Here is a 20,381-nt window from a genome sequence, read left to right as displayed (position 1 = left end):
GACTTATTGAAAGTAGCAATTTCCGAACCAGAGCCCCGAACAAGTGTTTTAAAAGCAGTTGGCAACACTTGGGCAAGGCCTGTTGTGCACTGAAAGGAGGCGTGTGGGCGGCGCGGCGCCAAGAGGGGGCGGCGATGCTGGGGAGCGGATTACGAGGCGCTGCAGAGCGGATGTCCGCAGGTTTGGGCGCTGGCGTCTGCAGAGCGGAGTGATCGTTATGAGGCGACACCGCTGGCGCAGGATGCGCCAGCGGGTTCGGCCGGGGAGGTTACTTGCCCGGGACCAGGGTCAGGCGGGTCTTGCCGTAGCTGCGTTCGAAGTTCTGCGGTTGCATCGGGAAACTCAGGTACTGGGCCTTGAGCCAGCCGTCGATGCCATTGGCGTAGTTCGGGCTCACCGGGTTGCTGGATTGGCCACTGCTGTTAAGGCCCATCAACGGCTCGCTCAGCGCGAAGTCGACGACGAAACGCAGGGCCGGGGTCGTGGTGATGGCAAAGTCCTGTCCCCAGCGATAGCCGGCGTTGTTGACGGTGTTCTGGTCGCCACCGGCCTGCAAGGGACCGCGTATCGCCTGGCCACTGCTGTTGGTCCAACGGTAGCTGTGCAACTTGCCCCACTGCCAGGCCTTGCGGTCCGTGCCCAGCAGTTGCTCGCCCGAACTGATGGCCGCCGCCAGGCTGCGGGCGATAATGGCCGGCTTGTCCTCTTTTTGCCCGTTACGCGAGTCGCCCCAGAACGGGCTGTCTTCTCGGCTCAGAAGATGGTCGGCCTGGGCCGAATAGGACAGGCCCGCATTGGCAACGAACGCCTGCCAGGCAATGCCGGGCTCCGGACCGAGCTGCTTGAGGAAGGTCTGCTTGGCGCTTTCCTGGAGGAACAGTTCGTAGAGCGCGGCGTCGGCAGAGCCGGCACTGAGCTTGCCGTCGAACGCCATCAGCCGGCTGTAGGCTTCACGGGCCTTGGCGCGGTCTGCATCGGGCAGGGCGTCGATGGCGTTTTTCAGCGGCTGGGCCATGCCCGGCGCCTCGAACATCATCTTCAACTTGGCGGCGAACAGGGTGGTCTGGTCGTACTGCAGGGCAATCAGGCTGCGGTTGTCCTGCTTGCCGCCCGACAGCCATTGGCCGATGCGCTCGGCCCGTTCCGGAGCGTCCCAGGAGTTGGACAGCTGCATGCCGTAACCGCGGGGGATGACCCGCTGATTAGCGGTGGCGATCCAGCCTTGCGCCGGGTCCTGGTCATAAGGGTGGAGCATCGGGTCGGCGTAGCCATCCCAGTCATAGCGTCCGTCCCAGCCGGGAGAGGGCAGCAGGCCTTCGCCTTCGCGGCGGTTGGGGAAGCGCCCGGTGACCTGCCAGCCGATGTTGCTGGCATCGGCATAGACCATATTCAGGGCAATGGCGCGGATCTCACGGCTGGCGTCGGAGGCCTTCTCCACATTCTGGGCCCGTGACAGATCGAAGAACGCATCCAGGCTCCTGTCGTCCTTGAGCTCCGGCATTTGCAGCGCCAGGCCGTAGCCACTGGCCAGGGCATTGTTGGCGTTGATCCCCAGGGTGCTGTTGAGCAGCGGACCGTGGCGGGTTTCGTAAACCGCTTCGCGAATTGGCCGCTGTCCTTTGATGAAGTAGGTCTCGTTGCGAACGATGACCGGCTGCCATTTTCCGTTGTTCTGGTAGTACAGAGCGTTGCCCTGGCGTTTGAGTTTTTCCAGGAACAGGTCCTGGTTGTCGCCCATCGCCGAGCTCATGCTCCAGGCCAGCTTGCCGTTGAAGCCTTGCAGAATGGCCGGTAGACCAGCGATCGAAGCCCCGGCCGCCTGATACTTCGGCGCGCGGATCTGTACGTAGTACCAGGCGCCGATCTGGCTGTCGCTGGCCAGCAGGCTGCGACCGCTGCGAGCGCGCTGCGGGGCGACGGCCAGGTTGCTGCCGGCCGTGACACCCAGTGAGTTGAGGGTCGACATCTGCTTGACGGCCAGGCTGAGTTCGCTCAAGCCCGGCACATACAAGGCCAGCCCCTTGAGCTTGTCGGCCTCGGCCGTGGGCAGCGGTTCATCGGGGTAGCTCGGGGTCAGCCAGGGCAGTTTGTCGCTGCCGACCTTTTGTGCCAGTACCAGGCTGTTGATCTCTTCCAACAGATTGGCGGACTGGCCGAAATTCAGCAGGCAGAAAATCAGTGCCGAATCCTCGGCCTTCCAGTATTCAGGCATGTAGCTGCGGGCGGCCAGGTCTGGCGGCAGCTTGTCGCGGTAGCGGAACAGGTAGGCGTTGACGCCTCGAGCGTAGACCTCGAAGAAACGCTTGATCCGTGGTGATGAGGCCTTGTACAGCTCGTCGGCGCTTTTCTTCAGATTCACCGCGCGCATCAGGCGGTCGACTTCCAGCACCTCGGCGCCGGACATCTCCGCCAGGCGGCCCTGGGCCAGCAGGCGCAGGGTGACCATCTGCTCGATACGATCGCTGGCGTGTACGTAGCCCAGGGTGAACAGCGCGTCGTGGAAACTGTTGCTTTCGATCAGCGGTACACCGACGACGCTACGCCTGACCGAAACATTCTGCGCCAGGCCCTTGAGGGGCTGTACGCCGGAGGTGGGTGGCAGGCTGTTTTGAGAGTTCCAGGACTGGCAACCGGCCAGGCTGAGAGCACCGGCCACTGCCGCGGCAACGCCGAACCGGGGAAGAAAATGTGAGAGGGCTGGCGAGGCCATGGCAAAGCTCCTGCGGGGGGTAGCGTCGATAAAGGCGCTACGTTAGTGAGCAGGCGAGTGCCGCGCAAGCGGGGGCTGGAGGTATTTCTTGACCGCGCCACAAATAGCCAGCGCCGGAGCGCCGTCATCTGTCGTTTCATGCTCGACGATGGCACGACAGCAAGCGTCTGCATTAGGTCGTCCGGTGTGTAATGAGTGGCTTGCCTGTCACAGCAGGTGATGTTGAAGTTGGAAAATTCAATGATGCTCCAGCGGAGAATGCTTCATGCCCATTCCGGCCGACACGGCGCTGCTAATCATCGATCAACAACAAGGCATCCTGCATCCCCGGCTCGGTCCACGAAACAATCCCGAGGCAGAGGAGCGGATGCTCGAGTTGCTGGCCCACTGGCGCTCCCGGGGTTGGCCGGTGATCCATGTGCAGCATCTGTCGCGCTCGACGGATTCGGTGTTCTGGCCCGGACAGTCCGGCGTGGAGTTTCAGCCGCGTTTTCGTCCGCAAACGGGGGAGGGACTGATTCAGAAACAGGTGCCGGATGCCTTTTGTGGCACCTCCCTGGAGGCGGATCTGCGCCAGCAGGGGATCGGGCAGTTGGTGATAGTCGGTGTGGCCACCAACAACTCGGTGGAGTCGACGGCGAGAACCGCCGGTAACCTGGGCTTTGCGGTATGGGTGGTGGCCGACGCCTGCTTCACCTTCGACAAGCGCGACTTTGCCGGTCGAGCCCGTTCTGCCGAGGAGGTGCATGACATGTCGCTGGCCAACCTGCACGGCGAGTACGCCACGGTGTTGAACCTGGCGCAGCTTTTTTAGGAGAGGCCGGACGGCGACGTGCGCGGACAGGCCTCTTGCGCGATCAGATCAAGCGCCGTGGCACTTCTTGAACTTCTTGCTGCTGCCGCATGGGCAAGGATCGTTGCGGCCAACGTCTTTCAGCGCGTTGCGCACGGGTTCCTGGTGGGCGTGGTTGCAGTGCGGACCGTGAACATGGCCATGGTCATGATCGTGGTGGTCATGATCGTGGTTGCAGTCCGGGCCATGGACATGAGGTTGCTGGGTCATTGCGGGTTACTCCGGGATAAAATCGCCGGGAATTATCACGCCATTGCGCTTCAGGTGCACGTCCTGGCCGATGAATAATCCGATTTCCAGCTCCCCTTCGAGGCGATAGGGGATCGGCCGTTCGGGCTTGCGCAACAGTTTCACCACATCCCGGATCTGCGGCCAGAGATTGGTGCGCACCGGCACTTTGAAATAGCGGCTGCTGTGGGGCGTGACGGTGAACCAGTGTTCATGCTCGCCCTCGCTGAGCAGAAAACGCTCCAGGTAGACCCGGTAGGTCAAGCGGCGCACAGTCAGGTCGCTGTCATTGGGATTGTCGACCCGCAGGTGCAGGGTGAAGCGCTGCTCCAGCAGGTTGGCCTTGACCACCTCGACCTTGACCAGGTGTACCGCAGGGGCCAGGTCCTCATCGGTGAACCAGGACGCGCATCCCGACAGGCTCAATAGTCCGAACAGGCAGACGGCCCGTAGTGCGCGCAGTTCACCGATCATTGCAAGACTCCCTTTGAACCCCCTGTACCCGTCCTGGGCATGGGGTGCCTGGCCTGCAAAGGCTCAGCGTGTGAAATAGCCGGCGCAGCACTTCTTGAATTTTTGCCCGCTACCACAGGGGCAGGCGTCGTTGCGTCCGGCATTCAGGGGCACGGTGGGGTCGATGAAATACCAGCGTCCATGATTCTGCACGAAGGACGAGCGTTCGCGATGGCTGTGTTCGCCCTGGTTGTCATGCCAGCGCGCAGTAAAGGTGACGAAGGCATGTTCGGGCTGACCGCCGAAGACCTCCGAGCTTTCTACCTCCAGCCCCAGCCAGGTGCTTTGTGCGCTCCAGTCACTGATGGATTGGCGATCCAGGCCTGCCTGTTGTACGGGCAGTGTGGTGGCCAGCAGGTAGTCCACTTGCCCCAGCACATAGGCGCTGTAGCGCGAACGCATCAGGGCTTCGGCGCAAGGGGCGGGATGACCGGCGTGGTAGTGGCCGCAGCAGGCGTCCAGCAGGTTGCCGCTGCCACAAGGACAAATCGAGGCGCTCATTGTGTTACCACCAATACTTTCCAAAGTTTTCCGGGTTCGCCCAGAAGCGAGCGTTGAGCCAGTCGGGCACTTGTTTGTATTCAAGCAGATCATAGGTAAACAGGGTCAGCACCTGTTCGTCCCGCTGGAAGCGTTCACTGGCCTGCAGCGCCAGTGAGAAAAAGTCGGTCTCCTGCCAGCCGCAGGCACTCAGGTCGGCCAGTACGGCGATTCGGCTGGCATTGAGGTTGCGAATACCCCCAAGCAGGTTCAGGCCATCGCGCTTGGGCAGATGCTCCAGGCAATCCACCGCCAGGGCCAGGTCGAAACGCCGTGCAGCCAGCTCCGCAGGCAAGGGGCCGGGGGCCGCCTGAGCCACCTCGGTAGCGGGATGAGCCTCCTTGAATGCGGCCAGGGCGGGGAAGTCGCTGGCGCCGATCAGCAGCAGCTGTTGGGGGGCGTAACGGTCCAGCAAGGCCGCCAGAGCCTGCTGGGGGGTACGGGTAGAAATGCCGGCGCTCATTGTCGCTCCTCGATCAGAACGCCCAAGACTAGCGTGCTGGCACCCTCGGGCCTAGAGCGGTTCGCCACTAAATCGGCGAACCTCCCGTATTTACGGGGCGAAATCACTGATAGCCCGGTGCTGGCGCAGATGAAATGCGCAGTCTTTACTCCGTGAATCGGCCACGAGCCGATCCCTCAGGAGAAATCAGATGAGCATCATTCGGACGGCAGTACCCTTGGTTCTGTTAACCAGTGTGTTGACTGGTTGTGCAGGTTTGCAGAAAACCGACTGGCCAACCTGTGCCGCAGTCGGCGGCGTCACGGGCGCGGCGTTGGGCGCCACCGAAAGCGCCTCGTGGGCGGGTGGTGGCGCACTGGTGGTTGGTGGTCTGGCAGGTGCCTACTGCTGGGTAAAAGGCGATGGCGACGAAGACGGCGATGGCGTGCCGGACAGCCGCGACAAGTGCCCGCATACCCCCAAAGGTGTACAGGTCGATGCCAACGGTTGCCCACCGCCGCCACCGGTGGTGGAAGAAGTCGTGGTGGTCAAGGAGGAAACCATCGTCATCCGCGATGTCTACTTCCATTTCGACTCGGCCAAGTTGACCGATGCCGACAAGACCAAGCTCAACACCATCGTGAGCCGCCTGAAACAGGAAGCGCCGACTGCACAGCTGCGCGTGACCGGACACACCGACAGCGTCGGCAGCGATGCCTACAACCGGAAACTCTCGGACAAGCGTGCCCATTCGGTCGTGGACTATCTGATCAGCAACGGCATCCCCCGCAACAGTTTCGTGTCAGTGACCGGAGCCGGTGAAAGCAAGCCGGTGGCGGACAACAAGACGGCCGCGGGCCGGGCGATGAACCGTCGTACGGAGATCCAGATCAACCGCTGAAACCCTTTGCCTGCGCGGCTTGTGCAGCCGTCGATGGCAGTCTTTACTCCTGTGTGACCGGTCTTGCCGGTGACACAGGAGCATTCATGATGAACCTTCTTCCTCGGGCCGTTTTCCCGGTCCTGTTGCTCGGCGGCCTACTGACAGGTTGCGCAACCCACAGTGATGGCACTGCTCCCCTCAACCAACGCACCTGGCCCCTCTGTAGTCTGCTCGGCGGGCTGGCCGGCGGTGGCTTGGGAGCGATCGAGAGTGGTAGTTGGGCGGCTGGAGGCGCGGCCCTGGGGCTGATCGGCGGTGGCCTGATCTGTTACGCCCAGGATGGCGACGAGGATGGCGATGGGGTATTCGATCGTCGCGATCGTTGCCCGGACACGCCTTCCAACACGGCGGTGGATAATCGCGGTTGCCCGATGCCCGAGTATCCGGCAGTGGTCAAGGCGCCGGAGCCTGAGGTAGCAGCGCCTGCGGAAGTGATCACCCTCAGTGACCAGGGCAATGTGCTGTTCGCTTTCGACTCCGCGGAGTTGACCGCCGAGGCGCGTAACCAACTGCAGGGGCTGATGGCCAGGCTGGCCAATGCCGATGTGGTTAGCATCAAGGTGCTCGGGCATACCGACAGCCAGGGTTCCGATGCCTATAACCAGAAGCTCTCGGAGCGCCGCGCTAGCAGTGTCGTCACCTTTCTTGTTGGCCAGGGCGTGGCGTCGGAAAAAATCAGCAGCCAGGGCCTGGGAGAAAGTCAGCCGGTAGCGGATAACGACAGTGAGCAGGGGCGAGCGACGAATCGTCGCGTGGAGCTGCATCTCCAACGTTGAAACGAGTCGGTCCGGGTCGGCGATCCTCGCCGATCGGGCCGCTAAACAGACGCTTCGGGAAGAATTTTCATCGACCTCTGGCGTATCCCCGGGGTAAGTCGTTACTGTGCGCGCAAAGAATAATTCACAAGGGGAGCCTATGAAGGTCTTATGGGGGGCGGGGAAGTTTCTGACCTTGGTCTTTTGGCTGGTGGTGTTGATCAATCTGGTCAAGCCATTGATCAATCCGTTGCACCTGCTGGTCAACCTGGCGGGTAGCCTGTTGCTTTTGACCCATTTGCTGGAACTGCTGCTGTTCAATGGCAGCCTCAAGGAGCGTCCACATCCCTGGCGTGATCGTTTACACATCCTGCTGGTGGGGATCTTCCACCTGCAAACCCTTCCCGCTGCTGCTCCTGTTGCCGAGACCGACCATGCGTAAGCTTTGCCTGCTGGCCCTGTTCTGCAGTCCTCTGGCCGTGGCCCAGGTGGTCCAGGTTGAAACCAACTCCTTCATGCGCCTGCCCAATACCGCCAGCACCCTGCAGCTGGAGCGTCTGGATGTGGCGGACTACGGCACCTTGCTGATTCCGGCCAATGTCACCGAACTCAAGGTCGACGACCTGCATCTGGGACGTGACGCGCGGATCGCCATCGTGCCTACCGGGCAAAGCCTGCAACTGATTGTCCGCCATGCGCAGTTGGAGAGCGGCAGCCAGATCAACTCCCGTGGTGCACCGGGCACCTATGAGAAGGTGGCCAAGCCGGGGCGCAATCTGAACCTGCGAATCGAGTCCTTGAAGGCCGAGCAATTGTTCGTGGACGCCCGCGGTGGCAAGGGGGCTCCCGGTTACGTCGGCCTTGATGGGGCCAATGGCCAGGAGCCGGGTTGCACCTGGGGGCAGGCCGGGCGCGGTGCCGACGGTGACAACGGCGGTGATGGCCGGCCCGGGGCTTCGGGCGCCGAGGTCCGGCTGGAGTTGCCCCGTGATTACCCCAGCGAGCAGATCAAGGTCCTGGTCGATGGTGGCGCCGGCGGCCTGGCCGGTGCCGGCGGCAAGCCGGGGGCCGGGGGCAAGTCCAAGGGCTGCCTGGTCTACCGAACCGACGGCGGCAAAAGCGGGCGTCCCGGTGCTCAGGGGCAGCCGGGCCCTGTGGGCGAGGCGGGGTCACTGACGGTCCAGCGCTTGTAGTCAACCTCGAAAGATGGATTGTTCCAGCCGCCCGCTCCTGTAGCGGGCGGTTGCTTTCAGAAGCTTGGCCGGGCCGCTGCCAGGGCCACCAGTACCAGGCCGATGATCAGGTTGCTGCCCACCAGCCGGCGGATCTTGCCCAGCGCCGCGGCGCCGGCCGGCCAGTCCTGCGCCGCGACGGCCTTGCGCAGCTCCGGCAGTTGCAGGGACTGGATGCGGATGAACAGGGCAGTCATCACCAGATACAGCCCCATCATGATCTGCACATACTTCGGCGCGGTTTCAAAGCCGCTGAAACGCAAATGCAGCAGGCCGATACCGCTGATCGGCAACAGCACCACGGCGACCCAGACCCAGACGAAAAAACGCGGAAACACTTGCACCCAGAGCTGCAGTCGCGCCGGTCCCTCAAGGGCCGCCACGGCTGCCGGGCGCAGGACCATCCAGGCGAAAAACATGCCGCCGACCCAGACCAGGGCGGCCAGTACATGCAAGGTGTAGGCAAGGGCGAAAGCGGTCATTCGGGTACTCCGTTCTGCGCGACATGAATTAGCGGGGTATGATAGCGGCCGATTCGAACCACTGAAAATTTATCCAGCGTTTTGTGCGCCCGAAAAACCATGATCAGCAACGAACTCAAAACCACGATCCAGGGCGCCTACTCGCGTTTTCTCGAAGCCAAGAGCCTCAAGCCGCGTTACGGCCAGCGCCTGATGATTGCCGAAGTGGCCAAGGTCCTGGGTGATATCGACACCGACGACGAGGGCCGGCGCAGTGGCGACCCGGCGGTAGTCGCGGTGGAAGCCGGTACCGGTACTGGCAAGACCGTGGCCTACAGTCTGGCGGCCATTCCCACGGCCAAGGCCGCCGGCAAGCGCCTGGTGATTGCCACCGCCACCGTCGCCCTGCAGGAACAGATCGTCTACAAGGACCTGCCGGACCTGATGCGCAACAGCGGGCTGAACTTCAGCTTCTCCCTGGCCAAAGGCCGCGGGCGCTACATGTGCCTGTCCAAGCTCGATATGTTGCTCCAGGAAGGTCACGCCCAGACCGCCACGGCCCAGCTGTTCGAGGAAGAAGGCTTCAAGATCGAAGTGGATGAAGCCAGCCAGAAGCTGTTCACCAGCATGATCGAGAAGCTCGCCGGCAATAAATGGGACGGTGACCGCGACAGCTGGCCCACCGCCCTGGAAGACGCCGACTGGGCGCGCCTGACTACCGACCACAGCCAGTGCACCAACCGTCATTGCCCGAACTTCGGCCAGTGCGCCTTCTACAAGGCTCGGGAAGGCATGGGCAAGGTGGACGTGATCGTCACCAACCACGACATGGTCCTGGCCGACCTGGCCCTGGGCGGCGGCGCGGTGCTGCCGGACCCGCGCGACACCCTCTATGTGTTTGACGAAGGCCACCACTTGCCGGACAAGGCCATCGGCCACTTTGCCCATTACACCCGGCTGCGCTCCACTGCCGACTGGCTGGAGCAGACCGCCAAGAACCTCACCAAGTTGCTGGCCCAGCACCCGCTGCCGGGGGATCTGGGGCGCTTGATCGAGCAAGTGCCGGAGCTGGCGCGGGAGATCAAGACCCAGCAGCAGTTCATGTTCAGCGCCTGCGAGCAGATCGCCGACTTCAAGACCGGCGAAGACATGGAAGGCCGCGAACGGCCACGCCATCGCTTCGTCGGCGGGCTGATCCCCGAGCACATGCGCGAGATGGGCATCGAGTTGAAGAAGGGCTTCTCCCGTCTCACCGATCTGTTCACTCGCCTCACTGAGCTGCTCAAGGAAGGCATGGATGGCGAGGTCAATATCGGCATCGCCAGCAATCAGGCCGAAGAGTGGTATCCGCTGTTCGGTAGCCTGCTGGCGCGGGCGTCGGGCAACTGGGAACTGTGGACCGCGTTCACCATCGAGGACCCGGAAGACAATCCGCCCATGGCCCGTTGGCTGACCCTGGCCGAGAGCGGCTCGCTGTTCGACATCGAGGTCAACGCCAGCCCGATCCTCGCGGCGGAGATGCTCCGACGCAATTTGTGGAACGTGGCCTACGGCGCCCTGGTGACGTCGGCGACCCTGACCGCCCTGGGCACCTTCGACCGCTTCCGCATGCGTGCCGGGCTGCCGAAGAAAGCCGTGACTGCGGTGGTACCCAGCCCGTTCCATCACGCTGATGCCGGGGTGTTGCGAGTGCCTGACCTGCGTGCCGATCCGCGGGATGCGCCGGCGCATACGGCGGCGATCATCCGCGACCTGCCGGAACTGGTGGAAGGCTCCCGGGGCACCCTGGTGCTTTTCTCTTCGCGCAAGCAGATGCAGGACGTGTTCGACGGTCTGGATCGGGATTGGCGCAAGCAGGTGTTCATCCAGGGCAACCTGTCCAAGCAGGAGACCCTCAACAAGCACAAGGCCCGGGTCGACGGTGGCGATTCCAGCGTGCTGTTCGGTCTGGCGAGCTTTGCCGAAGGGGTGGATTTGCCCGGTGCCTACTGTGAGCACGTGGTGATCGCCAAGATCCCGTTCTCGGTACCCGATGATCCGGTGGAAGCGGCGCTGGCGGAATGGATCGAGGCCCGGGGTGGCAATCCATTCATGGAAATCTCGGTGCCGGATGCTTCTCTCAAGCTGGTTCAGGCCTGCGGCCGTCTGCTGCGTACCGAGCAGGACCGCGGCACCATCACCCTGCTGGACCGCCGCCTGGTCACCCAGCGCTATGGCAAGGCTATCCTCAATGCCTTGCCGCCATTTCGCCGAGAAATATCATAAGCAAGGCGCGCACCTTTGCGCGCCTTGCTGTCTATTTCATATCACCGCTTCAGCACCGGCCGTTCATCGGTCTTTAGGGAGAGCCAGGTTCATATGATTCGCCGTTCGTTGCCCGCTGTATTTGCCCTGTTGTTTGCCGCGCCTGTGTGGGCGGCCCCGACCGGACAACAGACGCTGTTCAACTTTGTCCGGCCTGCCGCTGTGGTGCAGGTGGCGACACAAGATGCCAGCCTGCCGCAGTCCAACGCGGAGCAAACGGCCGAAGGCGAGGTGCTGCGGCGTATCATCTTCAACCCGACCCGTCGGCCGAGCCTGACCCTGGCGCCCCAGAGCGGTGCCTGGGACTGGTCGCAGTCAGGGATGATGAGCCTGCGTATCCAGAGCGCGATGAACTGGGCCCTGACCCTCTATGTGACCATTCAAAGCAACGACGGCAAGACCCTGGTCAGTCGCGTCGATCTGCCCGCGGGGCCGGCGCAGACCCTGCTGGTGCCGCTGGTGGCCAACACTCCCCTGAGCCAGGGCATGAAGGCCGCGCCGCCGATGCCGATGACCGTGGACGGTCAGCGCATCCTGCTGGCCAGCAGCGAGGGACAATTGGACCGCAGCCAGGTGGTGTCGGTGACCTTGTCCCTGGATAGCCCCAAGGCCGCTCAGAGTATCCTCCTCGAGCGCTTTGGCGTGCAGGACGGCGAGGGCGTGGTCAAGGCGGTCTACGGTTCCCTGGTGGATGGCTACGGCCAGTCGACCCGGTCCCGCTGGCCGGAAAAGATTACCAGCGACGATCAGCTCAAGGCGGCCGATGCCAAGGAACAGCAGCAACTCAAGGCGTGGTTTGGCGAGCGCGAGAAGACTTCCCTGGACAAGTTTGGCGGCTGGGACAAGGGTCCGAGCTTCAAGGCCAGCGGCTTCTTCCGCACGGAAAAGCGTGACGGGCGCTGGTTCCTGGTGACTCCGCAAGGTCACCCGTTCTACTCCCTGGGCGTCAACACCGTGGCCCCGGATAACAGCCAGACCTATGTCGCCGGGCGTGAGTGGATGTTCAGCGCCTTGCCCAAGGACGGCGAGCCCCTGGCGAGCCATTACGGTGAGGGCGACAACCGTGGCGGCAACGGCGCCGACCGGGGACGTGGTTACAACGCGGGCCGCTGGTACGACTTCTATCGGGCCAACCTGCAACGTACCTACAGCGCCCCCTGTGCAATGGCCAGCGAAGCTCCGGCCGAAGCCTCCGGTACCGAGCCCAAGCCAGCGGCGCCTGAAACCGCCGCAGTCCCATGCGCGACACCGACCTTCGATGAGCGACGCTGGGTCAGCCACACCCTGGACCGCTTGCAGGCCTGGGGATTCAACACCATCGGTAATTGGAGCGCCCCGGCGCTGGGGGCGGCCGACCGGGTGCCCTACACCTTGCCGCTGTCCATCGTGGGTGATTACGCCAGCATCAGCACGGGCAGTGATTGGTGGGGCGGCATGCCGGACCCCTTCGATCCGCGCTTTGCCATGGCCACCGAGCGCGCCGTGGCCATCGCCGCCCGCGACCATCGGGATGATCCCTGGCTGATTGGTTATTTTGCCGACAACGAGCTGGCCTGGGCCGGTCCCGGTGATGATCCCCAAGCCCGCTATGCCCTGGCCTACGGCACCCTGCGCCTGACCACCGATGTGCCGGCCAAACGGGCCTTCCTCAAGCAACTGCGGGACAAATATCGTAACCAGGCGGGCCTGTCGAAAGCCTGGGGCATCGATCTGCCGGCCTGGGAGTTGATGGAGGACCCGGGTTTCGTGCCGCCACAGCCAAGTCCCGAGCACCCGGAGATCGAGGCTGACTTCAAGTATTTCCAGAAAGTCTTTGCCGAGACCTATTTCAAGACCATCGCCGACTCGCTGAAGTGGCATGCCCCCAACCATCTGCTGCTGGGCGGTCGCTTTGCCGTCAGCAACCCCGAAGCGGTGGCGGCCTGTGCCCAGTACTGCGATGTGCTGAGCTTCAACATGTACACCCTCAAGCCTCAGGACGGTCAGGACTTTGCGTACCTGCGCAGCCTGGACAAGCCGGTGCTGGTGACCGAGTTCAATTTCGGCTCCCGGGATCGTGGCCCGTTCTGGGGCGGGGTGACCGAGCTGGCTCGGGAGGAAGATCGTGGACCGGCCTACGCCAACTTCCTCAAACAGGCCGTGAGTGAGCCATCGATTGTCGGTGTGCATTGGTTCCAGTATCTCGACCAACCGGTAACCGGACGTCTGCTGGACGGTGAAAATGGCCATTTTGGCCTGGTGGGCATTACCGATGTGCCCTTCCAGGGTTTTGTCGACAATGTGCGCAAGAGCAACCTGCAGGCGATTGAACAACTGGCCAAGGAAACACAGAAGGCCCGGGTTCAGGCGCAGCAGGCTGAAGCCGCCGAGCATGGCAGCGAGGAAGCGGGCAAAGGCCACGAAGGCAAGGGCGCGGGTGAGCACGCTGGCGGCCATTCCGCTAACGGTCATTGATCGATCCGGGGCTCTGCCGCGCTGCACAGAGCTCCGTTGGCTGTTCCCAAATCCGTTTCGGGCTGGAACAATGCGCGCCTCGTTGTCGAGCAAATGTGCTGGGGGAGTCAGGGTGCAGATTCAGGGTCATTACGAACTTAAATTCGAGGCGGTACGCGAAGCCTTCGCGGCACTGTTCGACGATCCCCAGGAGCGCGGCGCGGCGCTGTGCATCCAGATCGGCGGAGAAACCGTCATCGACCTGTGGGCCGGCACCGCCGACAAGGACGGTGCCGAGGCCTGGCACAGCGATACCATCGCCAATCTGTTCTCCTGCACCAAGACCTTCACTGCGGTCACCGCCCTGCAACTGGTGGCCGAAGGCAAGCTCAGGCTGGATGCGCCGGTCGCCAGTTACTGGCCGGAGTTCGCCGCAGCAGGCAAAGCTGCCATTACCTTGCGCCAATTACTCTGTCATCAGGCGGGCTTGCCGGCCCTGCGCGAGTTGCTGCCTGCCGAGGCCCTCTACGACTGGCAGACTATGGTCGATGCCCTGGCCGCCGAGCAGCCCTGGTGGACGCCGGGTGACGGGCATGGCTACGCCGCTATCACCTATGGCTGGTTGGTGGGTGAACTGATCCGACGCGCCGATGGACGCGGTCCGGGAGAGTCCATTGCGGCCCGGGTGGCAAGACCCCTGGGGCTGGACTTCCATGTCGGCCTGGCCGACGAAGAGTTCCATCGGGTGGCACATATCGCCCGTGGCAAAGGCAATGTGGGTGACGCGGCAGCCCAGCGCTTGCTGCAGGTGACCCTGCGCGAGCCGACGGCCATGACCACCCGGGCCTTCACCAATCCACCGTCTATCATGACCAGCACCAACAAACCCGAGTGGCGGCGCATGCAGCAGCCGGCGGCCAATGGCCATGGCAACGCCCGCAGTCTCGCCGGGTTCTACAGCGGCCTGCTCGATGGCAGCTTGCTGGAGGCCGATATGCTCGAAGAACTGACCCGCGAACACAGCCTGGGCATGGACAAGACCCTGCTGACCCAGACCCGATTCGGCCTGGGCTGCATGCTTGATCAACCCCAGGTCGCCAATGCCACTTTTGGCCTGGGGGCTCGGGCGTTCGGGCATCCGGGTGCCGGGGGTTCCATCGGTTTTGCTGACCCGGAGCATGATGTGGCGTTCGGTTTTGTGACAAATACCCTGGGGCCTTATGTATTGATGGATCCACGGGCTCAGAAGCTGGTGCGGGCTTTGTCGGATTGTCTGTAAAAAGGTTGCTGTTAAGCACTTTTTTGCTTAAACATGCTTGGAAAGCTGCAGGACGGAACCCTGTGGCTTTTATAATTTCCAAGCGTCTGTTTGTACCGGTCATGTAGACCGAATTTTTTATCTCATTTTGTGGATATCCCATGTCGTCGAACAAGTCTCTAGCCTTGGCCATCTGCCTGACCGTCACCGGTTGTGCACAAACCCCACAAAATGAAGCGGATGGCGGCCATTGGTGGTCGTTCGGGTCCGATAAGGCCAGCAGCAAGGAAGCCCCGCAGACCGCTGAAAAACCCGTCGCAGCCGAAGCGCCAGCTCCTGTCGCTCCAGCAGGCAAGCCGGCAGTGGCGGCCAAGCCCGCAGCTCCTGCGGCCGCTGCCGGTAAAACCACCGCCTCCGCGAAGCCGGCAGCACCGGCAGGCAAAGCGCCGGTTGCCGCCAAGCCGGCAGCAGCCGAGCCAGCTCCAGCTCCTGCCCCTGTAGCCGCAGCACCTGCCGCTCCTGCCGCCAAGGCCGAGAGCAGCAACTGGTGGTGGCCGTTCTCCTCCAAGGAATCCGCCGACAAGCCTGTGGCTGAGACCAAGAAAGCCGAGCCGACTCCAGCTCCAGAGGTCGCCAAGGCCGCCGACTCCGAGACCCACTGGTGGTGGCCGTTTGCCAAGAGCCAGCCCAAGCCCCTGAGCAAGGTCAATGTGGCGGACATTCCAATGCCCGACCCGAAAATCACCCAGGCCTGGCTGGACGACTACGAGCCGCGCCTGCGTGAAGCGGTGAAGGACAGCAAGCTGCAAGTAGAACGTCGTGAAAACGTGCTGGTGGTGACTGCGCTGGTCGATGCGTCCTTCAACCCGGACCGTCCTGCCATGCTGCTGCCAGTGACCCTGGGCCCATTCACCCGGGTGGCCAAGGCTGTTGAAGGTGACCCCAAGACCGCCGTACTGATTCTCGGCCACGCCGATGCGACCGGCCCGACCCTGGCCAACCAGAAGCTGAGCCGTGATCGCGCTCAGTCCGTTGCTGCCATCTTCAGCCTCAGCGGCTTGAAGCAGGACCGCCTGATGCTGCGTGGCATGGGGGCGGTCATGCCGCGTGCTGCCAATGACAGCCCTCAAGGCCGTTCGCTGAACCGTCGAGTGGAAATCATGCTGACCCAGCGCAGCACCATGCTGGGCCTGCTGAGCAAGTACAACCAGCCGACGCCGTCCGAGACCGAAATGGTCGCGGTGCAAGATGCCAAGCCGCCCGTTCCTGCCGCCTCGGGCAAAAAGGCCGCAGCGCCGGCGAAGAAGTCCACCGTTGCCAAGAAGCCTGCCGCCAAGAAGGCTCCAGCGAAGAAGGCCGCAGCTCCAGCGAAGAAAACAACGGCTACCGCTCAGGCTAAAAACTGATTCTCAAGGATAAGGAAGCAGGCATGACTCAGTCTCTGGCTGATATGCGCCGGGATTACACCCGCGATGGTTTGTCCGAGGCTCAGGCCCCGGGTGAACCCTTCGCGCTGTTTCATCAGTGGTTTGCCGAAGCGGTGAAGACCGAGCAACCGCCGGTAGAGGCCAATGCCATGACGCTGGCGACTGTCGATACTGACGGTCGTCCCCACTGCCGCATCTTGTTGCTCAAGGGGCTGGATGAACAGGGTTTCACCTTCTTCACCAACTACGAAAGCGCCAAGGGCGAGCAACTGGCTGCACGGCCCTTTGCCGCCATGACCTTCTTCTGGCCGACCCTGGAGCGTCAGGTGCGGATCGAAGGAAAGGTGGTCAAGGTCACTCCCCAGGAGTCTGATGCCTATTATCAGGTGCGCCCTCTGGGGAGTCGGCTGGGGGCCTGGGCTTCACCGCAAAGCCGGGTGATCGCCGATCGCAACGAGTTGCAGGAATTGCTCAAGGCCACCGAGGCGCGTTTCAGTGATAGTCAGCCCGATTGCCCGGAGCATTGGGGTGGTTATCGCCTGCTGCCGGAGCGCATCGAGTTCTGGCAGGGTCGCCCCAGCCGCCTGCATGACCGTTTGAACTATCGCCTGCAGGCGGGGCAGTGGAGCCGGGAGCGCCTGGCCCCCTGAAGCGCACAGATCAGTCGCCGGGATAACCGGCCGCAGCGGCTTCCAGCCATTGCGGCAGGTCCCGGCGTTTTACTTTCTGGCGTTGGGCCTCGGCTAGCTTTTGCAGCATGAATTGTTTCTTCTGTTCATCGGTTCCGGCCAGGGACAAAGCCAGGTCCCGGTCCACCCAACGCTTGATGCGCACGTAGAGCCACCAATGGAAATACAGACCCGCGATGGTGGTCACGATGATGATGAAGTAATCCATGAAAATCCCTTGCTGGTTGGCGCTATGCTGGAAATCGGCGTTACCGTATTGAGACGGTTTGGCTTTTTTGCAGTCTGTACTTTGGCTGAATGAAACCAATTTTATCCGGGCGGTGCCGTGACAGGCGTCAAGCTGCGGAGTCTAATGGCTATCTGTCCTTTGGAGTTGATCCTATGCGTAAGTCTGTTTTGCTGGTTGCGTCTTTCACCACGATGGCAATGTTGCTCGGCGGTTGTGCCTCTAACCTGACCGGTGACTCCTACTCCCGTGATGAAGCACGTCGTGTGCAAACCGTGCGTATGGGCACCATCGAGTCCCTGCGTCCGGTGAAAATCGAAGGCACCAAGACCCCCATCGGCGGCGCTGCTGGCGCTGTGATTGGTGGCGTGGGTGGCAGCGCCATCGGCGGCGGCCGTGGCAGCATCGTCACCGCTGTGATCGGTGCGGTAGCTGGCGGTCTGTTGGGTTCGGCTACTGAAGAAGGCCTGACCCGTACCCAGGGCGTGGAAATCACCGTGCGTGAAGACGATGGCAGCATGCGTGCCTATGTGCAGCAGGTACAGGAAAACGAAGTGTTCCGGGTTGGCGATCGCGTACGCATCATGACCGTCAACGGTACCAGCCGCGTTACCCGCTGATATTTCTGCTACAAAACAAAACCCCGGCCAGGCAACTGGTCGGGGTTTTGTGTTTTCAGGCTGTCGGATCGGTGTGGATCAGGAGGCCAGCGCCGTGTTCTTGCGGCTGGCGGCGGCGGTAACCGTATAGCCAATCAGTGCGGCCAACAACGAGCCGGTGAGAATCCCCATGCGATCCATGCCGGCGTATTCGCTGCTACCGGGCACGAAGGCCAGGGAGCCGACAAACAGGCTCATGGTGAAGCCGATGCCGCAGAGAATTGCCACCCCGAGGATCTGGCCCCAGTTGGCGCCGGCAGGCAAGGCCGTAAGTCCGGCTTTGACCGCCAACCAGCTGAGGCCGAACACACCGATGGTCTTGCCCAGCAACAGGCCGATGGCGATGCCCATGGGGACATGGTGGGTGAAGCTCTCAAGGGTCACGCCGTTCAGGGACAGGCCGGCGTTGGCGAAGGCGAACAGTGGCAGGATGCCGAACGCCACCCAGGGATGCAGCGCATGTTCCAGGGCCAGCGAGGGCGAGGGTTCGGCATTACGGGTACGCAAGGGAATGCAGAAGGCCAGGGTCACGCCGGCCAGGGTGGCGTGGACACCACTCTTGAGCACGCAAACCCAGAGAATCAGGCCGATGATCATGTACGGCCCGAGTTTCACCACCCCCATGCGGTTCATCGCCACCAGGGCGGCAATACAGGCGGCCGCCAGCATCAGTGACAGGGTCGACAGGGCGCCGGAATAGAAGATCGCGATGATCACGATGGCCCCCAGGTCATCGATGATCGCCAGGGTCATGAGGAACAGTTTCAGCGATGTCGGCACCCGCTTGCCCAGCAGGGCCAGGACCCCCAGGGCGAAGGCGATGTCGGTGGCGGTGGGAATCGCCCAGCCATTGAGTGCCGCCGGATTGTCCCGGTTGAGAAACCAGTAGATCAGCGCCGGGACCAGCATGCCGCCAATGGCCGCCATGCCCGGCAGGACGATTTGCGAAGGCTTGGACAGTTGCCCTTCCAGGACTTCGCGCTTGACCTCAAGGCCGATCAGCAGGAAGAACAGCGCCATCAGACCGTCGTTGATCCACAGCAACAGCGGTTTGGCGATCTTCAAGGCGCCGATCTGGGCCACCACCGGGGTTTCCAGCAGGCCGTTGTACAGCCAGGACAGTGGCGAGTTGTTGATGATGAGAGCCAGGATGGCAGCGGCGATCAATAACAGACCGCTGGCAGCTTCCATGGCAAAGAAACGAGTGAAAGTGCTACGCAGAGGCAAGGTCGCTCTCCATCTAAATCTAAAAAAGGTGGCACACCCTAACCCGTACAGATAGTTGTTAAAACAAAAATTATATTCTTTTTTGTTATATGCAGAGGCTAAAGGGCCTGTTTGAAAATGCGCTTTTGCAGTTGTGTTTCCAATTGCTTCCCAGCTGTACCTGTAAGGTCCGAAAGTTATTTCATAACATGTCTTTTCAGGGCCGTTCCGAGCTGTTTTTCCCGGGAAAACGCCAGTCAGCCACGAACCCGGATCATCTCCGCCGGGTGCATTTCATCTTCTTGCGCCGGTACGGCGTTCGATCTGACGAGAATAGAACATGAGTGACAATCGCCAGTGGGCCCGTGAGGCCATTCGCATTATCGAAGCCGACTTCCAGCGCAGCGCCGACACCCACCTGATTCCGCTGCCTTTGCCAGGACTGCCGGGCATTGAATTGTATTTCAAGGATGAATCCAGCCATCCCACGGGCAGTCTCAAGCACCGCCTGGCTCGCTCGCTGTTTCTTTATGCCCTGTGTAACGGCTGGCTCAAGCCCGGCGCGCCAGTGATCGAGGCCTCCAGCGGCTCCACGGCGATTTCCGAGGCCTATTTCGCCCGTCTCCTGGGACTGCCTTTTATTGCCGTGATGCCAGCCACCACCTCCCAGGAAAAGATCGCCCAGATCGCCTTCTATGGCGGCAAGAGCCATCTGGTGCAGGACCCCACGCAGATCTATGCCGAATCCGAGCGCCTGGCCCGGGAGAGCGGTGGCCACTTCATGGATCAGTTCACTTACGCCGAGCGGGCCACCGACTGGCGGGCCAACAACAACATTGCCGAGTCGATCTTCCAGCAGCTGCGCTTCGAGCGTTATCCCGAACCCACCTGGCTGATCTCCAGCCCTGGTACCGGCGGCACTACCGCGACTCTGGGTCGCTACGTGCGTTATCGCCAGCACGGCACCCGGGTGCTGTGTGCCGACGCCGAGCGTTCGGTGTTCTTCGACTACTACCTGAGCGGTGATGCTGGTTTGCGTCTGGACTGCGGTTCGCGGATCGAAGGCATCGGCCGGCCGCGGGTCGAAGCTTCGTTCCTGCCCAAGGTGATCGACGCCATGGTCAAGGTGCCGGATGCCCTGTCCCTGGCAGCCATGCACTACCTGGCCCAGCGTCTGGGGCGGCGGGTCGGCGGCTCCAGTGGCACCAACCTGATCGGCGCATTGATGGCCGCCCAGCACATGGCCGCCGCGGGTGAGACGGGGTCGATCGTGGCGATTCTCTGTGACGGTGGCGAGCGCTATGCGACCACTTACTACGATCAGCAGTGGCTGGCGGAGCAGGGGTATGAGTTGGATGCCTTGATCGATGCGGTAGCGGCGAGCGTCGAGCGTGGCGAGGCACTCCCGGTCAGCGTATTGCGCGCCGGCATCTGAACCTGTCGTAGGAGCCGGCTTGCCGGCGAAGAGGCCCTTGAGCCTTGCACTGTTCTGGATGACATCT

Annotated in this window: 20 protein-coding genes; 12 read left to right on the top strand and 8 right to left on the bottom strand. The window is 62.4% G+C overall.

Going from position 1 to position 20,381, the window contains the following annotated elements; genetic code table 11:
- Nucleotides 1-268: 268 nt before the first annotated feature.
- On the bottom strand, nucleotides 269-2,710 hold the full coding sequence (locus Q8O96_RS11895; RefSeq protein ID WP_305948835.1) for a penicillin acylase family protein: 2,442 nt from the start codon (nucleotides 2,708-2,710) through the stop codon (nucleotides 269-271).
- 265 nt (nucleotides 2,711-2,975) lie between these two features.
- Here Q8O96_RS11895 and Q8O96_RS11890 point away from each other — a divergent pair, with 265 nt between their 5' ends.
- Entirely contained in the window at nucleotides 2,976-3,524 is a 549-nt protein-coding gene (locus Q8O96_RS11890) for a cysteine hydrolase family protein (protein WP_102861453.1), read from the top strand.
- Nucleotides 3,525-3,572: 48 nt separating this feature from the next.
- On the opposite strand, the gene Q8O96_RS11885 is transcribed toward Q8O96_RS11890, so the two are convergent.
- The 4 genes from Q8O96_RS11885 to Q8O96_RS11870 all read right to left on the bottom strand — a co-directional run bounded on the left by Q8O96_RS11885 (nucleotide 3,573) and on the right by Q8O96_RS11870 (nucleotide 5,307).
- A complete protein-coding gene (locus Q8O96_RS11885; RefSeq protein WP_007923047.1) occupies nucleotides 3,573-3,773 on the bottom strand; it encodes an SEC-C metal-binding domain-containing protein in 201 nt (66 codons plus the stop codon).
- Nucleotides 3,774-3,779: 6 nt separating this feature from the next.
- A complete protein-coding gene (locus tag Q8O96_RS11880; RefSeq protein WP_102861454.1) occupies nucleotides 3,780-4,265 on the bottom strand; it encodes an LEA type 2 family protein in 486 nt (161 codons plus the stop codon).
- A 63-nt stretch (nucleotides 4,266-4,328) separates the two neighbouring features.
- A complete protein-coding gene (locus Q8O96_RS11875; protein WP_102861455.1) occupies nucleotides 4,329-4,805 on the bottom strand; it encodes a YchJ family protein in 477 nt (158 codons plus the stop codon).
- Between the two features lie 4 nt (nucleotides 4,806-4,809).
- Nucleotides 4,810-5,307 carry a DUF6231 family protein gene (locus Q8O96_RS11870; RefSeq protein WP_102861456.1) on the bottom strand — a complete coding sequence of 166 codons (498 nt, stop codon included), beginning with the start codon at nucleotides 5,305-5,307 and terminating at the stop codon, nucleotides 4,810-4,812.
- Between the two features lie 190 nt (nucleotides 5,308-5,497).
- Between Q8O96_RS11870 and Q8O96_RS11865 the strand changes: the two genes are divergently transcribed.
- The 4 genes from Q8O96_RS11865 (at nucleotide 5,498) to Q8O96_RS11850 (ending at nucleotide 8,177) form a co-directional block, all read left to right on the top strand.
- The gene (locus tag Q8O96_RS11865) at nucleotides 5,498-6,187 is read left to right on the top strand and encodes an OmpA family protein (RefSeq protein WP_305948834.1); all 690 of its coding nucleotides are present in this window, start codon (nucleotides 5,498-5,500) and stop codon (nucleotides 6,185-6,187) included.
- Between the two features lie 89 nt (nucleotides 6,188-6,276).
- Nucleotides 6,277-7,005 (top strand): OmpA family protein, encoded by a 729-nt coding sequence (locus Q8O96_RS11860; RefSeq protein ID WP_102861458.1) that lies wholly within the window; start codon nucleotides 6,277-6,279, stop codon nucleotides 7,003-7,005.
- A gap of 139 nt (nucleotides 7,006-7,144) precedes the next feature.
- Entirely contained in the window at nucleotides 7,145-7,426 is a 282-nt protein-coding gene (locus tag Q8O96_RS11855; RefSeq protein WP_102861459.1) for a DUF1145 domain-containing protein, read from the top strand.
- On the top strand, nucleotides 7,419-8,177 hold the full coding sequence (locus tag Q8O96_RS11850; protein WP_305948833.1) for a collagen-like protein: 759 nt from the start codon (nucleotides 7,419-7,421) through the stop codon (nucleotides 8,175-8,177). The genes Q8O96_RS11855 and Q8O96_RS11850 overlap by 8 nt, the downstream gene beginning before the upstream one ends.
- Nucleotides 8,178-8,233: 56 nt before the next feature.
- Here the strand turns inward: Q8O96_RS11850 and Q8O96_RS11845 are convergent, their stop codons facing one another.
- Nucleotides 8,234-8,698: a CopD family protein gene (locus tag Q8O96_RS11845; protein WP_102861461.1), complete on the bottom strand. Its 465-nt coding sequence runs from the start codon at nucleotides 8,696-8,698 to the stop codon at nucleotides 8,234-8,236.
- Nucleotides 8,699-8,797: 99 nt separating this feature from the next.
- Between Q8O96_RS11845 and dinG the strand changes: the two genes are divergently transcribed.
- The 5 genes from dinG (at nucleotide 8,798) to pdxH (ending at nucleotide 16,749) form a co-directional block, all read left to right on the top strand.
- Entirely contained in the window at nucleotides 8,798-10,942 is a 2,145-nt protein-coding gene (gene dinG, locus Q8O96_RS11840; RefSeq protein WP_102861462.1) for an ATP-dependent DNA helicase DinG, read from the top strand.
- A gap of 93 nt (nucleotides 10,943-11,035) precedes the next feature.
- The gene (locus Q8O96_RS11835; protein WP_305948832.1) at nucleotides 11,036-13,435 is read left to right on the top strand and encodes a beta-galactosidase; all 2,400 of its coding nucleotides are present in this window, start codon (nucleotides 11,036-11,038) and stop codon (nucleotides 13,433-13,435) included.
- A 112-nt stretch (nucleotides 13,436-13,547) separates the two neighbouring features.
- The gene (locus Q8O96_RS11830; protein ID WP_102878620.1) at nucleotides 13,548-14,693 is read left to right on the top strand and encodes a serine hydrolase domain-containing protein; all 1,146 of its coding nucleotides are present in this window, start codon (nucleotides 13,548-13,550) and stop codon (nucleotides 14,691-14,693) included.
- A gap of 140 nt (nucleotides 14,694-14,833) precedes the next feature.
- Nucleotides 14,834-16,078, top strand: coding sequence for an OmpA family protein (locus Q8O96_RS11825; RefSeq protein ID WP_102861465.1), 1,245 nt, complete (start codon nucleotides 14,834-14,836; stop codon nucleotides 16,076-16,078).
- A gap of 23 nt (nucleotides 16,079-16,101) precedes the next feature.
- Nucleotides 16,102-16,749, top strand: coding sequence for a pyridoxamine 5'-phosphate oxidase (gene pdxH, locus Q8O96_RS11820; protein ID WP_102861466.1), 648 nt, complete (start codon nucleotides 16,102-16,104; stop codon nucleotides 16,747-16,749).
- Between the two features lie 10 nt (nucleotides 16,750-16,759).
- Here pdxH and Q8O96_RS11815 read toward each other — a convergent pair whose 3' ends face one another.
- Nucleotides 16,760-16,996 (bottom strand): hypothetical protein, encoded by a 237-nt coding sequence (locus Q8O96_RS11815; RefSeq protein WP_102861467.1) that lies wholly within the window; start codon nucleotides 16,994-16,996, stop codon nucleotides 16,760-16,762.
- Nucleotides 16,997-17,169: 173 nt separating this feature from the next.
- Between Q8O96_RS11815 and Q8O96_RS11810 the strand changes: the two genes are divergently transcribed.
- Complete coding sequence (locus Q8O96_RS11810) at nucleotides 17,170-17,634, top strand: glycine zipper 2TM domain-containing protein (RefSeq protein WP_011059627.1); 465 nt, start codon at nucleotides 17,170-17,172, stop codon at nucleotides 17,632-17,634.
- 78 nt (nucleotides 17,635-17,712) lie between these two features.
- On the opposite strand, the gene nhaA is transcribed toward Q8O96_RS11810, so the two are convergent.
- Nucleotides 17,713-18,900: a Na+/H+ antiporter NhaA gene (gene nhaA, locus Q8O96_RS11805; protein WP_102861468.1), complete on the bottom strand. Its 1,188-nt coding sequence runs from the start codon at nucleotides 18,898-18,900 to the stop codon at nucleotides 17,713-17,715.
- A 319-nt stretch (nucleotides 18,901-19,219) separates the two neighbouring features.
- Here nhaA and Q8O96_RS11800 point away from each other — a divergent pair, with 319 nt between their 5' ends.
- On the top strand, nucleotides 19,220-20,314 hold the full coding sequence (locus Q8O96_RS11800; protein ID WP_305948831.1) for a PLP-dependent cysteine synthase family protein: 1,095 nt from the start codon (nucleotides 19,220-19,222) through the stop codon (nucleotides 20,312-20,314).
- Nucleotides 20,315-20,381 lie beyond the last annotated feature (67 nt).

It is taken from the genome of Pseudomonas sp. LPH60 (assembly GCF_030718165.1).
Taxonomy (GTDB): Bacteria; Pseudomonadota; Gammaproteobacteria; order Pseudomonadales; family Pseudomonadaceae; genus Aquipseudomonas; species Aquipseudomonas danubii.
This window is presented reverse-complemented; position numbering and strand designations above follow the sequence as displayed.